General features: G+C 45.0%; 20 protein-coding genes and 1 other annotated feature. Of the genes, 10 read left to right on the forward strand and 10 right to left on the reverse strand.

Annotated elements, in window-relative coordinates:
• Positions 1-199: 199 nt before the first annotated feature.
• The 9 genes from kdgR to ihfA all read left to right on the forward strand — a co-directional run bounded on the left by kdgR (position 200) and on the right by ihfA (position 9164).
• Complete coding sequence (gene kdgR, locus PCO85_10255) at positions 200-991, forward strand: DNA-binding transcriptional regulator KdgR (protein ID WJV55731.1); 792 nt, start codon at positions 200-202, stop codon at positions 989-991.
• 180 nt (positions 992-1171) lie between these two features.
• Positions 1172-1447: a YebO family protein gene (locus PCO85_10260; protein ID WJV55732.1), complete on the forward strand. Its 276-nt coding sequence runs from the start codon at positions 1172-1174 to the stop codon at positions 1445-1447.
• 486 nt (positions 1448-1933) lie between these two features.
• The gene (thrS, locus tag PCO85_10265) at positions 1934-3862 is read left to right on the forward strand and encodes a threonine--tRNA ligase (GenBank protein ID WJV55733.1); all 1929 of its coding nucleotides are present in this window, start codon (positions 1934-1936) and stop codon (positions 3860-3862) included.
• 3 nt (positions 3863-3865) lie between these two features.
• Complete coding sequence (infC, locus tag PCO85_10270) at positions 3866-4408, forward strand: translation initiation factor IF-3 (GenBank protein WJV56051.1); 543 nt, start codon at positions 3866-3868, stop codon at positions 4406-4408.
• Between the two features lie 96 nt (positions 4409-4504).
• Positions 4505-4702, forward strand: a complete 198-nt coding sequence (gene rpmI / locus PCO85_10275) for a 50S ribosomal protein L35 (GenBank protein WJV55734.1) — start codon at positions 4505-4507, stop codon at positions 4700-4702.
• A gap of 42 nt (positions 4703-4744) precedes the next feature.
• Positions 4745-5101, forward strand: a complete 357-nt coding sequence (gene rplT / locus PCO85_10280) for a 50S ribosomal protein L20 (GenBank protein ID WJV55735.1) — start codon at positions 4745-4747, stop codon at positions 5099-5101.
• Positions 5102-5241: 140 nt separating this feature from the next.
• Positions 5242-5366: a sequence feature (Phe leader region), on the forward strand.
• A gap of 110 nt (positions 5367-5476) precedes the next feature.
• Complete coding sequence (pheS, locus tag PCO85_10285; GenBank protein WJV55736.1) at positions 5477-6460, forward strand: phenylalanine--tRNA ligase subunit alpha; 984 nt, start codon at positions 5477-5479, stop codon at positions 6458-6460.
• Positions 6461-6475: 15 nt separating this feature from the next.
• Positions 6476-8863, forward strand: coding sequence for a phenylalanine--tRNA ligase subunit beta (gene pheT / locus PCO85_10290; protein ID WJV55737.1), 2388 nt, complete (start codon positions 6476-6478; stop codon positions 8861-8863).
• A gap of 4 nt (positions 8864-8867) precedes the next feature.
• Positions 8868-9164 (forward strand): integration host factor subunit alpha, encoded by a 297-nt coding sequence (gene ihfA / locus PCO85_10295; GenBank protein WJV55738.1) that lies wholly within the window; start codon positions 8868-8870, stop codon positions 9162-9164.
• Positions 9165-9216: 52 nt separating this feature from the next.
• Here the strand turns inward: ihfA and PCO85_10300 are convergent, their stop codons facing one another.
• The 3 genes from PCO85_10300 to nadE all read right to left on the reverse strand — a co-directional run bounded on the left by PCO85_10300 (position 9217) and on the right by nadE (position 11507).
• A complete protein-coding gene (locus PCO85_10300) occupies positions 9217-9573 on the reverse strand; it encodes a nitrous oxide-stimulated promoter family protein (protein ID WJV56052.1) in 357 nt (118 codons plus the stop codon).
• 145 nt (positions 9574-9718) lie between these two features.
• Positions 9719-10600, reverse strand: a complete 882-nt coding sequence (gene yddG, locus PCO85_10305; GenBank protein ID WJV56053.1) for an aromatic amino acid DMT transporter YddG — start codon at positions 10598-10600, stop codon at positions 9719-9721.
• Between the two features lie 82 nt (positions 10601-10682).
• Complete coding sequence (gene nadE, locus PCO85_10310) at positions 10683-11507, reverse strand: ammonia-dependent NAD(+) synthetase (protein ID WJV55739.1); 825 nt, start codon at positions 11505-11507, stop codon at positions 10683-10685.
• Positions 11508-11733: 226 nt separating this feature from the next.
• On the opposite strand from nadE, the gene osmE reads away from it, so the two are divergent.
• Positions 11734-12063 carry an osmotically-inducible lipoprotein OsmE gene (gene osmE / locus PCO85_10315; protein ID WJV55740.1) on the forward strand — a complete coding sequence of 110 codons (330 nt, stop codon included), beginning with the start codon at positions 11734-11736 and terminating at the stop codon, positions 12061-12063.
• Between the two features lie 131 nt (positions 12064-12194).
• Here the strand turns inward: osmE and PCO85_10320 are convergent, their stop codons facing one another.
• From PCO85_10320 to PCO85_10350, 7 genes are all read right to left on the reverse strand, one after another.
• Positions 12195-12764, reverse strand: a complete 570-nt coding sequence (locus PCO85_10320; GenBank protein ID WJV55741.1) for a metal-dependent hydrolase — start codon at positions 12762-12764, stop codon at positions 12195-12197.
• A 131-nt stretch (positions 12765-12895) separates the two neighbouring features.
• Positions 12896-13861 (reverse strand): alpha/beta hydrolase, encoded by a 966-nt coding sequence (locus PCO85_10325; protein WJV55742.1) that lies wholly within the window; start codon positions 13859-13861, stop codon positions 12896-12898.
• Between the two features lie 324 nt (positions 13862-14185).
• On the reverse strand, positions 14186-14899 hold the full coding sequence (locus PCO85_10330) for an oligogalacturonate-specific porin KdgM family protein (protein WJV55743.1): 714 nt from the start codon (positions 14897-14899) through the stop codon (positions 14186-14188).
• Between the two features lie 251 nt (positions 14900-15150).
• Positions 15151-16440: an ABC transporter substrate-binding protein gene (locus PCO85_10335; GenBank protein WJV55744.1), complete on the reverse strand. Its 1290-nt coding sequence runs from the start codon at positions 16438-16440 to the stop codon at positions 15151-15153.
• Between the two features lie 15 nt (positions 16441-16455).
• A complete protein-coding gene (locus PCO85_10340; protein WJV55745.1) occupies positions 16456-17583 on the reverse strand; it encodes an ABC transporter ATP-binding protein in 1128 nt (375 codons plus the stop codon).
• A 13-nt stretch (positions 17584-17596) separates the two neighbouring features.
• On the reverse strand, positions 17597-18499 hold the full coding sequence (locus PCO85_10345; GenBank protein ID WJV55746.1) for a carbohydrate ABC transporter permease: 903 nt from the start codon (positions 18497-18499) through the stop codon (positions 17597-17599).
• On the reverse strand, positions 18492-19382 hold the full coding sequence (locus PCO85_10350) for a sugar ABC transporter permease (protein WJV55747.1): 891 nt from the start codon (positions 19380-19382) through the stop codon (positions 18492-18494). The genes PCO85_10345 and PCO85_10350 overlap by 8 nt, the downstream gene beginning before the upstream one ends.
• Between the last annotated feature and the right edge of the window lie 19 nt (positions 19383-19401).

Raw genomic sequence — 19401 nt, forward strand, 5'->3', positions numbered from 1 at the left:
ACCACGTGCAATCAGGCGTGGTTTCTAACTTTTTGATGTTGGGTAAATATCAGGGAGGCAACGCTTATAACCAACAACTTATTGATAGTGTCGATTATAGATGATTGTTCCATTGCCATACTCAAAGTGTTCCCTTTATACTAAAACCATTGTTCTATTTTTTTAAAAACAAAAAAAACTGAGTAGGGTAACCACCAAAATGGCTATTGCAGATTTAGATAAACAACCCGATTCCGTGTCGTCTGTCTTGAAGGTTTTTGGTATCTTGCAGGCGTTAGGCGAAGAGCGTGAAATTGGTATCACTGAGCTTTCACAGCGTGTCATGATGTCTAAAAGTACAGTTTATCGTTTCCTACAAACGATGAAGTCTTTAGGCTATGTTGCTCAGGAAGGTGAGTCGGAAAAATACTCACTTACGTTAAAATTGTTTGAACTAGGAGCGAAGGCACTACAAAATGTCGATTTGATCCGCAGTGCTGATATTCAGATGAGGGAACTTTCCGCACTCACGCGGGAAACTATTCATTTGGGAGCGTTGGATGAAGACAGTATCGTCTATATCCATAAAATCGACTCTATGTATAACTTGCGGATGTATTCGCGTATTGGCCGCCGTAATCCATTACACAGTACTGCAATTGGTAAGGTTTTACTGGCTTGGCGTGACCGTGAGGAAGTAAAAGAAATCCTGAAACTGGTAGAGTTCAAACGCAGTACACCGCGTACACTTTGCAGTGCTGAGGAGCTGTTACCTCAGCTTGACCTGGTCCACAGCCAAGGGTATGGCGAGGATAATGAAGAACAGGAAGAAGGGTTGCGTTGTATTGCTGTTCCTGTCTTTGACCGTTTTGGCGTGGTTATCGCGGGTTTGAGCGTATCGTTCCCCACTATCCGCTTTTCTGAAGACAATAAGCAAGAGTATGTAGCGATGCTGCATACCGCCGCTCGCAATATTTCTGAACAGATGGGGTATCACGATTACCCATTCTGAATCTGGGTTTGACTTAGATTAGCCTGTCTTGGTGACAGGCTTTTTACTGCCATTAAAAACGATCATATATCGCAGCATATCTATCTGTAATTGTATGGACAGCATAATTCGGGGTCGAATTTACCCGAGACTCGGTGCTACAGTACTCGCTTTAATCAGCCGATGTTAATAGGGTTCGACATGAGTGAAGTAGCTTCAAGCTCGTTAGGAGGTATTTTTGTTGTTTTGGTCATGTTGTTGATTATGTTCATCTGGTTTTTTATTAATCGGATCAGTGTTCGAGCTAATGAACAAATTAGATTGCTACAGGAAATCGTGGAACAACAGAAGCTGCAATCTGATCTGTTGCAGACATTGGTGAAGGCTGTAGGCAGAGATCAAGGCAATACTCCGTCGGATTCAGAGTATCATGCTGATGAAGATATTTATTTCAAAGATGTGATCCCGGAACGTTGATATGGGACGCTGGGGGTGGGCTATAGAGCATTACTATCCCTAATTTTCATACAAACCCAGCGAAAAGTAGAACGATGACATGTCAGTTAGAACATACAAGCGCTTGCTTAAGTAGAATCCCGAGAACTGGCATTCTGACCTGATTGATTAGAGGATGTATCGTATGGGTTGCTCTTGTATTTGATGATGAATGAAATGGAGTCTGTTAGAGATAAGCATGAATAATTGCCTGTTATGGCAGTATATTTGCCCATAGTGGGTGGAATGCGTCTCTGCATAATGCTACTCTACGCCGTCGAGTTACGGGGTGAGTTTACTGGTTGTTTCAAACCAATTAGACGAGCCATAGTAATCTCCTGGATTAACCGTTTGGGACATATTTAACAATTGTGGGTTAAATAAAGTTCTCACTCACTGAAATAAAACACAATTATCTTTTGTATGTGATCTTGCGTGTGGGTCACCACTGCAAATAAGGGAATTATCATGCCTGTTATTACACTTCCTGATGGTAGTCAACGCCATTACGACCGCGCAGTTTCTCCTCTTGATGTTGCCATGGATATTGGTCCAGGTCTGGCTAAAGCTTGTATTGCCGGCCGAGTAAATGGCGAATTGATCGATGCAACCGATCCGATGGAATCGGATGTCGAACTGGCGATCATCACCGCTAAAGATGACGCCGGTCTAGAGATTATCCGTCACTCCTGTGCACATTTGTTAGGCCATGCTATTAAACAATTATGGCCAGACACCAAAATGGCGATCGGTCCGGTGATTGATCATGGTTTTTACTATGATATCGATTTGGATCACATGCTGACTCAGGAAGATATTGACCTGCTTGAAAAGCGTATGCACGAGCTGGCCAGCAAAGATTACGATGTCATCAAGAAAAAAGTGAGCTGGCAGGAAGCGCGCGATACATTTATGACCCGCGGAGAAGTCTATAAGGTCGCTATCCTTGATGAAAATATCAGCCATGACGACCATCCTGGTCTGTATCATCATGAAGAATATATCGATATGTGCCGTGGTCCGCATGTACCGAATATGCGGTTTTGTCACCATTTCAAATTACAGAAAACGTCAGGTGCTTACTGGCGGGGTGACAGCAAAAATAAAATGTTGCAACGCATTTATGGCACAGCATGGGCGGATAAAAAGCAGTTAAGTGCTTATTTGCAACGTATGGAAGAAGCCGCCAAGCGTGATCACCGTAAAATCGGTAAACAGCTTGATTTGTACCATATGCAGGAAGAAGCGCCAGGTATGGTATTCTGGCATAACGATGGCTGGACAATTTTCCGTGAGCTTGAAGTCTTTGTTCGTATGAAGCTCAAAGAGTACCAGTATCAGGAAGTAAAAGGCCCATTTATGATGGATCGTGTTCTGTGGGAAAAAACAGGGCATTGGGAAAATTATGCAGAACACATGTTTACGACGTCTTCTGAGAACCGTGAATATTGCATTAAACCGATGAACTGCCCGGGGCATGTGCAAATTTTTAATCAGGGTCTCAAATCTTATCGTGATTTGCCATTGCGTATGGCCGAATTTGGTAGTTGTCACCGTAATGAACCATCAGGTTCGCTGCATGGGTTAATGCGGGTTCGCGGTTTCACGCAGGATGATGCACATATTTTTTGTACTGAGGATCAGGTTCGTAGTGAAGTAAATAGCTGTATAAAAATGGTTTATGACATGTACAGCACTTTTGGTTTCGATAAGATTGTAGTGAAACTTTCTACTCGTCCTGAGAAACGTATTGGTACCGATGAGATGTGGACCCGTGCTGAGGATGACTTAGCCGCAGCGTTGGCGGAAAATAGTATTCCGTTTGAGTTCCAGCCGGGAGAGGGGGCGTTTTACGGTCCAAAGATCGAATTCACTCTGCATGATTGTTTGGATCGTGCCTGGCAGTGTGGTACGGTGCAGCTCGACTTTTCATTACCTGGCCGTTTGAATGCTTCTTATGTCGGAGAAAGTAATGAACGTCAGGTACCAGTAATGATTCACCGGGCTATACTGGGATCTATGGAGCGATTTATCGGTATTCTTACAGAGGAATACGCAGGCTTTTTCCCAACATGGTTAGCTCCGGTACAGGTGGTGATTATGAATATCACCGACAATCAGTCTGATTATGTCAGCGAATTAACCAGAAAACTGCAGGAAGCAGGAATTCGCGTCAAAGCAGACTTGAGAAATGAGAAGATAGGCTTTAAAATCCGCGAGCACACTTTGCGGCGTGTTCCTTATATGCTTGTCTGCGGCGACAAAGAAGTTGAAGCAGGTAAAGTTGCAGTCCGTACTCGTCGTGGTAAGGATTTGGGGAGCCTGGATGTCCGTGAAGTGATCAGTAAGCTGCAGGAAGAGATTCGCAGCCGTAGTCTTCATCAATTGGAGGAATAAAGTATTAAAGGCGGAAAACGAGTTCAACCGGCGCGTCCTAATCGCATCAACAGAGAAATTCGCGCACACGAGGTACGTCTAACGGGTATTGATGGCGAACAGCTTGGTATTGTCAGCCTGAATGAAGCGTTAGAAAAAGCCGAGGAAGCAGGTGTCGATTTAGTAGAAATCAGTCCGAACGCCGAGCCGCCGGTTTGCCGAATCATGGATTACGGCAAGTTCCTCTATGAGAAGAGTAAGGCCACTAAAGAGCAGAAGAAGAAGCAAAAAGTTATTCAGGTCAAGGAAATCAAATTCCGACCTGGTACCGATGATGGCGACTATCAGGTCAAACTACGCAACCTGATTCGCTTTCTGGAAGATGGTGATAAAGCCAAAATAACACTACGTTTTCGTGGACGTGAAATGGCACACCAACAGATTGGTATCGAAATGCTTAATCGCGTTCGTGACGATCTGAGTGAACTGGCAGTTGTTGAGTCCTTCCCGACGAAGATCGAGGGCCGCCAGATGATTATGGTGCTTGCACCGAAGAAGAAACAGTAAGGCATTCAAGTAACATATCCGCGCTACTTTTATGTGGCGCGCTTTGTTCGCCTTATCTGGTTCGTTGTTAATTAACAATGCGAAGTGGAAATAATAATGCCAAAGATTAAAACAGTACGTGGCGCCGCTAAACGCTTCAAAAAAACCGCTAACGGTGGTTTTAAGCGTAAGCATGCTAACCTGCGTCATATTCTGACCAAAAAGGCGACTAAACGTAAACGTCATCTGCGTCCGAAAGGTCTGGTCTCCAAAGGAGATTTGGGCTTGGTCGTTGCGTGCCTACCTTACGCATAAGTAACTTTTTTTAATTCAGAATAAGACATTAGGAGAGAGCATATGGCTCGCGTAAAACGTGGTGTAGTTGCCCGTGCACGTCACAAGAAAGTATTGAAACAAGCGAAAGGTTACTATGGTGCCCGTTCGCGTGTTTATCGTGTTGCCTTCCAGGCAGTAATCAAAGCTGGTCAGTATGCTTACCGTGACCGTCGTCAGCGTAAACGTCAGTTCCGTCAGCTGTGGATTGCACGTATCAATGCAGCAGCCCGTCAGAATGGTTTGTCTTACAGTAAGTTTATCAATGGCTTGAAAAAAGCCTCTGTTGAAATTGATCGTAAGATTTTGGCTGATATCGCCGTATTTGACAAAATTGCCTTTAGTGCATTAGTCGAAAAAGCGAAATTAGCACTGGTGTAAACCAGCTAAAAGAGGGAGCTTGTCTCCCTCTTTTCCGTTTTGTGATAAATCGTGTTGATGAATGGATTTATATTTTCCGTCTTTCGAAAACGAAGAAAATGTGTTTATATTCTCAACGAGTTAGACGATAACAAGGTAACGCAAGTATGCAAACTGCTATTTTCCGTTTCTTTTTTTTCTTTAGCGCCTGAATCCCAGGGGCTTTGCGCGTAAGAAAAGAAACAAAAAGTAGCGCTTAAGCCTCCTCTGTGGAGGCTTTTTTATTTGATCCCGGAAATGTATTTAATGGCAGGATCATCGTTGTTACATGCGCACTGATAACCATACTTTTCCAATTATGATCATTGGACATACAGGCAGAAGAAGAGGAATGCAATGCCACATCTCGCAGAGCTGGTTGCCAAAGCCAGAACAGCCATAGAAGAGACTCAAGATATCACTACACTGGAAAATGTGCGTGTTGAATATCTGGGTAAAAAAGGTCACTTAACCCTTCAGATGACCTCGCTGCGCGAGCTGCCTGCTGAAGAACGTCCCGCCGCAGGTGCGGTAATCAATCAGGCAAAGCAGGATGTTCAGGAAGCGCTGAATACCCGCAAACAAGCACTGGAATCAGCAGAAATGAATGCTCGCCTGGCCGCAGAAACAATAGATGTTTCTCTGCCAGGGAGAACCATGGAAAACGGGGGGCTACATCCGATAACCCGAACCATTGACCGGATTGAAACTTTTTTCGGCGAACTGGGATTTTCAGTGGCATCAGGTCCGGAAATTGAAGATGACTATCATAACTTTGATGCGTTGAATATTCCTGGTCATCATCCTGCACGCGCCGATCATGACACATTCTGGTTTGATGCCGGGCGCTTGTTGCGTACACAAACTTCAGGTGTGCAAATTCGTACAATGGAAAAACAGCAGCCGCCGATTCGCATTATTGCGCCAGGCCGCGTTTATCGTAACGACTATGATCAAACGCACACGCCGATGTTCCATCAGATGGAAGGGTTGATTATTGACGAAAATATCAACTTTACCAATCTGAAAGGGACGCTGCATGATTTTCTGCGCAACTTCTTTGAGGAAGATTTACAGGTCCGTTTTCGTCCTTCCTATTTCCCCTTTACAGAGCCTTCAGCTGAAGTGGATGTAATGGGTAAAAATGGTAAATGGCTTGAAGTTTTAGGATGCGGCATGGTGCATCCGAATGTGCTACGTAATGTGGGGGTCGATCCAGAAGTTTACTCCGGTTTTGCATTCGGCATGGGTATGGAACGCCTGACTATGTTGCGTTATGGCGTCACCGACTTACGTGCATTCTTTGAAAACGATTTACGCTTCCTCAAACAGTTTAAATAAGGCGGATACATCATCATGAAATTCAGTGAACTCTGGTTACGCGAATGGGTTAATCCAGCAATCAGCAGCGATGCCTTATCTGAACAAATTACTATGGCGGGTCTTGAAGTCGATGGCGTTGAAGCTGTTGCTGGCGCCTTCCATGGTGTTGTTGTAGGGGAAGTGATGGAGTGCGCACAGCATCCTAATGCGGATAAGTTGCGTGTAACAAAGGTTAATATCGGAGGCGAGCGCCTGCTGGATATCGTTTGTGGCGCACCGAATTGTCGTCAGGGCCTGAAAGTTGCAGTTGCAACCGTGGGTGCTGTTCTTCCTGGCGATTTTAAAATCAAAGCGGCAAAATTGCGTGGTGAACCTTCGGAAGGGATGTTGTGTTCATTTTCGGAGTTGGCTATTACCGATGATCACACTGGTATCATTGAGTTACCACTGGATGCCCCAGTAGGTAGCGATATCCGTGACTATTTAGCGCTCAATGACCACACTATCGAAATCAGTGTGACACCGAACCGTGCGGATTGCCTGGGTATCCTGGGGGTCGCACGTGATGTGGCCGTATTGAATGCGTTGGTATTGACTGAACCGGAAATTGTACCGGTTGATGTCGTTATTCAGGATACGTTTCCGATTAGCGTTGAAGCGACTCAAGCTTGTCCGCGTTATCTGGGCCGGGTAGTGAAGGGCATTAATATTAAGGCGATAACACCGCTGTGGATGAGTGAAAAACTGCGGCGCTGCGGTATTCGTTCTATCGATCCGGTGGTGGATGTTACCAACTATGTTTTGTTGGAACTGGGACAACCCATGCATGCCTTCGATCTGAGCCGTTTGGAAGATGGTATTGTCGTGCGTATGGCCAAAGACGGTGAAGTTCTGCGCCTGCTGGATGGTAGTGATGCCACATTGAACAGTGACACACTGGTGATTGCGGACCACCAAAAGGCTCTGGCCATAGGTGGAATTTTCGGTGGGGAACACTCGGGTGTAAATGAAGACACACAGGATGTGTTGCTGGAGTGTGCTTACTTCAATCCACTGTCTATTACTGGTCGTGCTCGTCGTTATGGTCTGCACACGGATGCGTCCCATCGCTATGAGCGCGGTGTTGACCCGGCCTTGCAGCATAAAGCTATCGAACGTGCTACCCGTTTACTTTTGGATATCTGTGGCGGCAATGCCGGGCCGGTCATTGATGTTACTAGCGAAAAAGACTTACCTGTTCGAGCCACCATTGAACTGCGCCGAGAAAAGCTGGATCGGTTGATTGGTCATCATATTGCCGATGAAAAAGTCAGCACTATCCTGAGCCATCTGGGCTGTCAGGTAACGAAAACCAATGCCGGATGGCAGGCGGTAGCACCAAGTTGGCGTTTCGATATGGAAATCGAAGAGGATCTGGTGGAAGAAGTCGCGCGCATATATGGCTATGATAATATTCCCAATGTGGCGACGCTGGCACCACTGACAATGACTCAGCATCGTGAAGCGGATTTGTCGCTCAAACGAGTGAAAACCATGCTGGTTGACCGTGGATTCCAAGAAGCAATTACTTACAGTTTTGTTGATCCCAAAATTCAGTCTCTGGTTCATCCAGGTGAAGAGGCTTTGATTCTGCCTAGTCCGATTTCGGTTGAAATGTCCGCGATGAGGCTCTCACTGTGGAGCGGTTTACTGGAAGCGATAGTCTATAATCAGAACCGTCAGCAAAGCCGTCTACGTCTGTTTGAAAGCGGTTTACGTTTTGTTCCGGATCAAAGTGCAGACCTGGGCATTCGTCAGGATATGATGTTGGCAGGTGTGATTACTGGAACGCGGTATGATGAGCACTGGGATCTGGCCCGTCAGGCTGTTGACTTCTATGATTTGAAAGGTGATCTGGAAGCTATTCTGGCATTGACAGGTAAGCAGTCAGCCATTGAATTTCGCTCCGAGGCGAACCCGGCATTACATCCAGGGCAAAGTGCTGCAATTTATTTAGGTGAAGAACATATTGGTTTTATTGGTGTCATTCATCCTGAGCTGGAACGTAAACTGGATCTGAATGGACTTACTGTAGTGTTTGAAGTCCGCTGGGATCGGCTTGCAGACCGCGTGGTGCCTGATGCGAAGGACATTTCCCGCTTCCCGTCTAATCGTCGCGACATCGCTGTGGTCGTCTCTGAAAACGTGCTCGCAGGCGATGTTTTAACCGAATGCAAGAAAGTTGGCGCAAATCAGTTAGTTGGCGTAAACTTATTTGACGTGTACCGAGGAAAGGGCGTAGCGGAAGGGTATAAGAGCCTGGCTATTAGCCTGATATTGCAGGATACCTCTCGTACACTGGCAGAAGAGGAAATTGCCGCTACGGTTGCGCAATGTGTGGCGGCATTAAAACAGCGATTCCAAGCATCCTTGAGGGATTGAACCTATGGCGCTTACAAAAGCTGAAATGTCAGAATACCTGTTTGAAAAGCTTGGGCTGAGCAAACGGGATGCCAAAGAGCTAGTCGAGCTGTTTTTTGAAGAAGTTCGTCGCGCTTTGGAAAATGGCGAGCAAGTCAAGTTGTCTGGTTTTGGTAATTTTGATTTGCGAGACAAGAACCAACGACCGGGACGTAACCCAAAAACTGGCGAAGATATTCCGATTACGGCGCGTCGTGTGGTCACGTTCCGTCCGGGGCAGAAATTGAAAAGTCGGGTAGAAAACGCTTCACCCAAAGAATGAAGAGTTAAACCAAAGGCCGCGTAAGCGGCCTTTTTTTAGTGAGCGCTGAACTTTAGGTATCGTTAGAGGTTTTCTTTGTTTTGGATACAAGGTGAGGGGGCACTGGGCGATAGTCATCCATTAAATGACGGATAGTCAGAATAGGGTGATACAACAGCATTCGTGGCCCTGACCCGCGCATTATTGTTTTGATTTCTTCGCGTTTTGCTGGTTGATAGCAATGGATGGGGCATTGTTTGCAGGCCGGTTTCTCTTCCTTAAAGTAACATCTTTCCAGACGATTCACCGCATATTGGAATAGATGAACATAACGGTCGGCATCGTTTTCTGGTGCTGGATGCATTTTTTCATACAGATCAATCATCAAGCTGACAGTATGGATTTCTCGTTGGATTCGTTTCCCCGGCATAATATTATTTCTCCCATGTCCTGCTGCACAGCGCTTGAGTTTATAGATATATTTTATATGCAATTTATAAATGATGAAATAGTGGTTCACACCACAAGAATAAAGATGGAATGCACATTGACAACCAAGGGGCGAAAAAACACGTTTATGAGGAACGTGTTGCCAGCCAGGACAGCAGTGATCCTACCGTGATCATGAAAACTCCCTGCCAGAACGAAAAGGTGGGGATAATATTCAGCCATAATGCACTCAGTAATGCAGATAGCATTGGCGTAAAGTAAGATGCGGTGGCCAGCAATGTGAGATTACCCCGCTGTATGCCGATGTCCCACGCCATATACGATAATGCTGTAGAGCCTGCGATAAACAACAATTCCAACACCGTGGTCAGAGAAAAGGAAAGCACGGGTTCTTCGCTGAACAGATATTGACGCCACAACACCGCTGATACCGCAACAAAGAACAGTGAAATACCGCTTTTACCACCACCAAAACGGCGAGAAACATTGCAATACAGTGCCCAGACAATGGCGGCGGCAAAGGCCAATCCGTAAGCTACGGGGTTGGCAATAATGTTGCGCCACATGAGTGATAGTGACCAGACACCATCGCCTTTCATGATCCATACGATACCGGCTAATGACAGCGCAATACCTGGCCACAGGAAAAAGCGACTTTTCTGTTGGTTAATAACGATGGCGAACAGAATAGTCAGACAAGGCCAGAGATAATTAACCATTCCCAATTCCATAGCCTGCATACGATTAGTTGCAAAGCCGATAGCCAGAGAAAAAAAGATCTCATAGCAGACAAACAGAGCTCCACCTAGCAGTAAATAGATTTTGGATTGACTTCTAATGGGAGGAAAACCATTGAACAGAATAAGGCATAGTGCGCTGGAGGAGTAAATCATTGCGGCTCCGCCAAGAGGGCCCAGCGATTCTGTCAACCTTCGAATTAGTCCAACAGACGTACTCCAAAGCAGTATGGCACTTAATCCAACCAGCGTAGCGCGTTGTGACGTTATTTCCATGATGAGGGCTTAAGATGGGGTCCAATGAAAAGCGGATGTCATAATGGCATCCGCATAACGTATTGAGTTATGTCAATTAACGCCAGAAGTTGTCAAAAACGGTAATTGGTGGACGACGTTTGTGTTCGGTCTTGCTGTACCAGTTTTCGATGATTGCTGCATCTTTTGGATCAATCTGTTTGCCCTCCAGATAATCATCAATTTTGTCATAAGTGACGCCAAGCGCCACTTCGTCAGGCAGGGCCGGCCGGTTATCTTCCAAATCTGCTGTGGGGGTCTTGGTATAGAGATGGGACGGGCAGCCAAGCAGTTTTAACAACGCTTTTCCCTGGCGTTTATTCAAACGGAAGATTGGATTGATATCCGTACCTCCATCACCGTATTTGGTGAAGAAACCCGTTACGGCTTCAGCTGCATGATCCGTTCCCACCACCAGACCTGCGTTCATGCCAGCAATACTGTACTGGGCTTTCATCCGTTCACGTGCTTTTTCATTACCTTTCACGAAATCGGACAGTTCAATACCTAACTCACGCAAGGTCGCTTCACTGGCCTCTATGGCTGGCTTTATGTTTACTTTCAACACTCGGTCTGGTTGGATAAATGCAAGGGCGTCCTGGCAGTCATGTTCATCGGCCTGTACACCGAATGGCAAACGAACCGCGATGAACTGGTAATCGTCTTTTCCGGTTTCATTGCGCAATTCGCTAATGGCGGTTTGGCATAGTTTGCCAGTGAGGGTCGAATCCTGGCCGCCACTAATTCCTAATACCAAACTTTTGATAAATGGGTGTGCTTTAAGATAATCTTTTAAAAAATCAACACTCACACGGATTTCCTGCGCTGGATCGATGGTACTTTTCACACTTAGCGCCTGGATGATTTCCTGCTGTAATGACATACAACCCCCTCCTGAACTTATTGATACGCCAGAATAATTATTCTCATTGCTAAAGATTAACGTTAACTGGCACAGAGTAAAAGAACAAGTCATGTGCGGAGAGTTTTACACGAGATTAGTGCTATTGGTGCCAACTTTTATCTTATCAAAAGCAACGTTTCAGTTTGAGAAGTCACACATTGTCATCTAGTCTTAAGTCCAATGGATATAAAAATAGGGTACCACAATGAAAAATAGTCGACTCATCATGTGTATTGCCGCAGGTGCGGTGATGCTTTCCGGATGTACAGCGTATAACCGGGTTGAAAACTATTTAACAAAACCCGTGGTAAGGGATGTGAATAAAGGTATGACCAGACAGCAAGTGAACCAAATTGCCGGTTCTCCCTCGACGACCGTTACAATGGTCAATGCCAGGGGAACGTGTGATACCTATATCCTGGGAACGCACGATGGCAAGGTTCAGCATTATTTCGTTAGCTTTGATGAAACGGGCCACGTTATGAACAAGGGTTTCCAAAGCTGCCAGGAGTACGATACGAATCCACAGCATTAATTCAGGTTGAGTATAATTATACCGGAGGAGAGTAACTGCCTCCGGTTTTTTTTTGTGAAAATGGTCAGATATTAATATTGCGTCAGTCTTGTATGTTATGGAAATTGAACCTGTTTTTATACATGCCTGCATTATGGAATGAGTAATTGATGAACACGGTGCTGGAAAAGCTTAATTGGCAGCGTGTCGTTCCAGTCATCGAGCGGTTGTTGGGGGTGATAGATTGAAAAAGCAATCAATCCAATGCAGAGGATACGCTCCAGTTGATTACCTTTTTGACTGTTCAGGATAGGCAAACGAAAGCGCCAGCGACATGGCCATAGCAGCGGAACTCCTGCGGTAGTTAGCATATCGCCAGCGATATGGCTAAGATAACCAACGATCATAGCGTGATAGGCGTCAGTGGGTATTAGCCAGTCAGTGGGTAACTGGGTATGGATAAAATAGAGCCCGAGCATGATTGCCAGCAGACTGTGGGTAAAACCGCGGTGACCAAATGCCCGGGCGATAGGAACTGAAATCCACTTTAACCGTTGCCCCAACACTGATTTAGGATGATCGATATCTGGCAACAAGGCCGTCAGTAACGCACCAGGAATAATATGCCACCAGTCTCCTGCGGCCAGCGCGGGCGATAGTTCTATTTTTTTAGCCAAGATAGCGCTGGCAATAGAGAAGAGAAGGTGTCCTTCCGCAGTCATGAAACGTCTCGAAAACTGTTATTTTATACAGTATAGGAGATCGTGATGAGTGACGAAAGCAGTGACAGCGTAACTATTTATTTTTATTGGTGACATTAATCCTATCATTGGTAAATATTCATCAATAAAGATTATTTCCCCGCATGATCATTTTCTTTTTTTATGTCTGGCAATGATTTAATCCAGTTATCCAGCAATTGCGGCCAGGTTGCGACGGGTAATCCTTGGGTCCCACGGATACCAAAACCATGTTTACCCTGCGTAAACAGATGCATTTCAACCGGGATATGATGCGCCCGTAATGCCGAAAACATAACCAGACTATTATCAACGGCAACTGAAGGATCATCTACCGCATGGACCAAAAATGTTGGGGGTGTTTGATCGGTAACCTGTGTTTCGGCAGAATAGCGATTAATCTGTGCATTGGTAGGATGATGACCTATCAGTGCAATTCTGGAGCCATTGTGGGCAATAGCTGTTTGCATGGAAATGACAGGGTACATCAACACCATAAAATCAGGTCGGGCACTTAGTTTGTCAATAGCATCCTGGGCGGGATAAACAGCCTGATCGAATCGTGTACCAAGACTGGCAGCAACATGGCCACCAGCAGAAAAACCCATAATGCCAATGTGTTGTGGATTGATATGCCATTTGACAGCGTTGGCGCGTAAGGTACGAATAGCTCGCTGTGCATCAGCTAACGGAGCATCTGCACCTTCTTTGTGACCTTCACCAGGCATTCGGTAGGTCATCACAAACAGTGTATAGCCTTGTTGATTAAAGAAAGGGGCTAATACGCTGCCTTCTTTATCCAGAACAACTCGTTGGTAGGCGCCGCCTGGTGTGATGAGTAGCGCGATTCCATTAGGTTTACTCGCTGGATAGACAGTAATTTCCGGGCTACGAACGCCTATGGCGGCTCGATCGGGTAACGCCGGGTTTTTGCTTCTTTCCACGACCTGTGGCTGTGCGTGTGAGGCCGTTGCCCCAGGAGCTTCCCCTTGTGGCCAGACGGGGAAAGTCGACTGAGAGTAACTGAATCCATTAACTGACATCATAATGGTTCCGGCAATGAATAAACGGAGAATCATGATATACCTTTTGGTTTGTAATAGTTGCAATAGTGAAAAGAGTCAGTTTAGGTATACTGTTTTTTCAGCAAAAACAGTAAAAAAAAACGGACATTTATCGGAGAAAATGTCCGCTATAAAATGATGACTAAACAAATAACGTTCATTCGTAAAGAGGGTAGTTAGACACAGGAATATAAAACTTAATTAATGATAGCGTTGTTAAAATAAATTCACAAGAAATGGTTATAAATATATAGTTTAAAACCAATCCCGTTATGAATTTAATTTATCCGAGAATATAAACCGCCTTCTATAACAAGCAAGGCAGTCTGCCGTTACATATTAGAATGTGTAGACTACACCTACACGATAACGGGTTTGACGATGATCGCTGGTGCCATTATCTGCGAGGTTAGATAAAGAAATATAAGGCTTCCAGTTTTTATCCCATTTGTAAGACAATTTAACCTGATGATCGGCATTGTAGCTATGGTTGTCATAGCTCTTTGCTCCGGCATGGTTAATTTTCTTGAAGTCATATTCATAAGAAATATTATAGTCTTTAAGGAACGTATAGCCGACATTGGCGGTAATATTATAACCATTCTCAGCCGTATTACTTGAACTACCAATATTACCACTAATACGTTTGTAATAAGGGCGATAACGCAGTGTGGCAGTCCAGTCATCGGCAAATTTTACTCCACCGCGAAGATAAGGACGATAAGTACGGTATGTGGACCCGGAGACTAAGCTAAAGCCACTTTCCAGAGAAAAAGTTTGATTGAATTTATAGAGATAGCTTGCAATCACTTCAGTTTCATTGCTAACTTGCTCATTAAATGGCTTATTCGGAGTGCTGTCTGCACTGGATTGTTTCCATGATACTTCTGAAGATAATCCAAAACCATTGGCGAAGCGGTTTGATATTAATAAGCGATCCCGTTGGTCACCTTTCGCAGTATCTCGCCATTCATGTCGGTAATCAATTGATACAGCTAGTGCATTTATACTAATTAATGAAGTTACAGCCAGAGCGAGTAGTTTTAATTTCATTTTTAATTTTCCCTATTAATTAAGGAGTGAAGCAAAAAATTGAAAGACGCAATATTTCGTTTTAAAGCAGGTTCTATTTTAAGGACATATTAAATCTATTTTGTGATCAAGATCGGTTTGGTTATTAAAAATTGAAACTTGGTTTCATTTTGTGATGGTGATCAATTGGAATATATAATCTGTTTCAGTTTTAATAAAATAACCCTGCCATGGGTATGGCAGGGTTATTAATATAAAAATAACTTCTATTATTATCTCATGGCACGTTTCAGAATACGGTCACCTTGACGCTGGAAATATTTTGCTGTTTCTTCCACCGACTTCTGACCATAGTCAATATACTGAATGGCATCACCGAATAGTACTACGATTTGCGGATCATCAAAATAAGGTGATGTCTTCATTGCATGTGGTAAAGACAGTGCCATAGTCAGGCCAGCTACAGATGGATCGCTATCTTTAATTACGCCATCAGCACGTAATTGCGCGACGGCTGATTTGCTCAATGGGACACCACGCTCCAGGCCCATGGCCTGTACACCTTCTTTACTGTTCAGTAAAAAGTTGATTAACATCGCGGCTTCTTTCGGATGCTTGGTAGATTTACCGATAGAAAACATCTGTGCGGGTTTAAAGAACAGACCTGCGTCTTTGGCACCTGGTAACATGGGATAGTCTCCCAGTACCAGCTTGGCAGGCGCTTTCAAGTTATCAGAGTACTTGGTAATGGTAGAGTTCCACATATAAGTGCCTGCCCATTCACCTGCAATCCACGGTTTCATTTCATACATATTGCTCTTGCCGAACGAGGCATAGTATTTCGATGATGGCATAACATGGGAATCGACCATTTTTTTATACATCTGGAAGAACTCAACCCATTGTGCATCGGTATAAGCGAATTTCTTCGCCTTTTCGTCCACGGCAGGGATGTTGTATTTCTGTACCATGTAAGAACGTAGCAACGCCAACGAGTCCTGATGTTCCAGAACGACGGGATAGTATTGATCTCCCAGTTTCTCCTTGAATACTTTACCGGCGTTCAGCAATTCATCCCAGGTTTTCGGATAGGATAGCCCGGCTTTTTTCCAGGTTTCGTCGTTATAGTAGAACATCCGGGCCGTGACGGAGATGGGAATGCCGTTCAATTTTCCGTCAATAGTCGTCGCTTGCAGCTCTTTGGGGCTGAACTGTGATAGATCCAGCGGGCCATTCACTTTGTTCAAATCATAGAAACCATCACCATTTTTGGAAAAAATAGGCAACCAGTTCCAGTTGGTCTGCATGACATCGGGTTCAGTATTACCGGCAATCTGTGTGGTAAGACGTGAGAGATGTCCATCCCAACCAGTATATTCTGCCTTAACGTCAATGTTTGGGTACTGTTTATGGAATGCATCAATGGCTTTTAGTGTAGCTTGGTGACGTCCGTTACCGCCCCACCATGACACACGCAGATTAACCTGATCTGCTGCAAAAGATTGATGTGCCAACAGTGCCAGAGATGAGGCGATTAATGTGCGTAGGATCACTTTTTTCATCGATTACTACTCCTGTTATAGAGAGATATTTTGTTCTGTTTTTGCATCAAAGATATGGCATTTATCCATATCAAACTGGAAGAATACCTGGCGATGCAGGCCATTCTTGATAATCAGCCTGGCTTCGTCGGAAGGCATCCGGCTGGTTAATTCAAAGCCATCAACTTTTATGTACATAAAGAATTCATGGCCCATATTTTCTACGCGGACCAATTCACCCTGAGAGTGGCTGGTTTCGAACGGGGTTTCTGAAACAGTGACATATTCGGGACGTATGCCGAAACAGATCTCTTTGCCTACATAATCTTGAACTTTGCTCTGTTGTGACTGGTTGAGTAGCAGGGGGTAGTGACCGACTTTCAACCCGATCTGACCATCGTGCTCAAGTAGCTGTCCGGGTTTGATGTTCATTTCCGGCGCACCAATAAACCCGGCCACAAACATATTTTTCGGGTAGTGATACAAGTTATCTGGCGTATCCACTTGCATGATGTGGCCCAGCTTCATGACGCAGATACGATCACCCATTGTCATGGCTTCGGTCTGGTCATGAGTTACATAGACGGTGGTGGCTGGTTTACCGCTTTTCTTCAACTCTTTATGCAAATCCGAGATACGGATACGCATCGAGGCACGCAGTTTGGCATCCAAATTTGATAAGGGCTCATCAAACAGAAATACATCCGGTTTTTTTACAATAGCGCGACCGACAGCGACACGCTGCGCTTGACCACCGGAGAGCTGACGCGGTAGCCGGTCCATCAAGTCTTCCAACTCCAGAATTTTAGCCGCTTCGTTAACATGATCTTCAATCTGGCTTTTGGGCATTTTGCTCAACTTCAGACCAAACGCCAGGTTCTCGCGTACCGTCATGTGTGGGTAGAGGGCATAGTTCTGGAACACCATTGCGATGCCACGTGCTTTGGGTACCAGATTATTGACGATGCGTTCACCGATACGAACTTCACCGCCACTGATGGTTTCCAGGCCAGCCAACATGCGCAGGGTTGTGGATTTAGCACAGCCAGACGGACCAACGATAACCATGAATTCCCCGTCTTTGATCGTTAGGTCGATACCGTGTACTGCTTTGAAACCGTTGGAATAGACTTTTTCCAGTTTGTTGAAAACAACTTCAGCCATGATAGATCCTCAATTAACCTTTAATTCCACTGCTGGTAACGCCCTGAACGAAGTAGCGCTGAGCCATGAAGAAAATGATGATGGATGGCAGGATTGAAATACTTGCCATTGCCAGAATTTCGTTCCACGGTGCGCCTTCTGTAACGTCAATAGACATCTTAAGAGCCAACGCAATCGGGTATTTATCAACGCTGTAAACGTAAATCAGTGGGCCGATAAAGTCGTTCATGGACCACATGAACTGGAATAGTGCTACCGAGATAATGGCCGGCTTCAGAATTGGCACTACCACATACCACAACACCTGGAAGGAGTTGCAACCGTCAATCTGAGCGGCTTCTTCCATGTCACGTGGAACACCACGCAGGAACTGAATCAGCATGAACACAAAGAATCCTTGTGTTGCGAATGCCAGCGGTAGATACAATGGCAGGTAGCTGTTCAGCATGCCCATTTCACGGAACATGATGTACTGAGGGATCAACAACACGGTACTGGGCAGCAACATGGTGGTAATCAGTGTGGCAAACCAGAAGTTTTTCCACGGGATCTCGAAGCGGGCAAAACCATACGCCACGATGGTGGAGGAAATAATGGTCAGGATGACTTTCGGAATCACATACTCGAACGTGTTGATCATGTAGTGACCGAAGTTGTATTCCGTCCCCGTTTTCCAACCGTTAATAAAACCATCCCACGTGATGTGCGTTGGCCATAAGCTGAGCGTGGTGAAAATTTCACGGTTTGGCTTAAAAGACGCTGAAAACATCCAGACCAATGGGTAGAGCATCAACAGGCCAACAAACAACAGAATCACATAACGAATGCCTGCATTGAGTTTCTCTTTACGCAGTGTGCGGCGCACTTCTTCTGCTGCAATATCCTGTGCAGACATTTGTGAATGCATATCAGCCATTTTTCCCTCCCTTATCGGCGGAGTAGAACACCCAGTATTTAGATGATTTGAAGGAAATTGCCGCAAACACGGCTACAACCAGGAACAAAACCCAGGCAAGTGCTGCGCCGTACCCCATATCGAAATATTTGAATGCCGTATCGTAAATATAAAGTGAGAACAGATAGGTATAGTGGGTAGGCCCACCGCCGGTAATGACATAAGGCGCGGTAAATTCCTGAAATGCTTGTGTGGTTTGCATGATGAAGTTGAAAAAAATAACCGGTGTAATCAATGGTACGGTGACTTTCATGAACATCTGCCACTTGGAAGCCCCATCGATCATCGCGGCTTCATATTGTGACTGAGGAACATTTTGTAGTGCGGCAAGGAAGATCACCATGGCGGAACCAAATTGCCAGACACGTAATAGGGTCACAGAAAACAGTGCCAGAGAAGGTTCGCCAAGCCAGTTGATGGCATGGAAACCCAGTACGCCAAGGAAACTGTTTAACAGTCCATCAATAGCAAACAGTGCTCGCCACAATACGGCAATGGCTACGCTGCTGCCCAGAATGGAGGGAACATAGTAAGCAGTACGGAAGAAACCAATACCTCGTAATTTAAAGTTAAGAACAAACGCGATTAACAACGCGAATATCAGTTTCAAAGGAATGGTCAAAAATACATAGGCAAATGTAACACCCATGGATTTCCAGAAGAGATCGTCTTCCAAAAACATCCGGTGGTAATTTTCCAGACCGGTGAATGTTGGTGGACTCATCAGGTCATACTCGGAAAAACTGAGTATGAAAGAAGAAATAAAGGGGAAAGCGGTAAAAACTATCAACCCTATTATATAAGGAGAGATATAGGCTAACCCCAGCATTCTGTTTTCATTCATAATGCTTACCTACTTAGTA

The sequence above is a fragment of the Prodigiosinella aquatilis genome (genome assembly GCA_030388725.1).
GTDB classification, from domain to species: domain Bacteria; phylum Pseudomonadota; class Gammaproteobacteria; order Enterobacterales; family Enterobacteriaceae; genus Prodigiosinella; species Prodigiosinella aquatilis.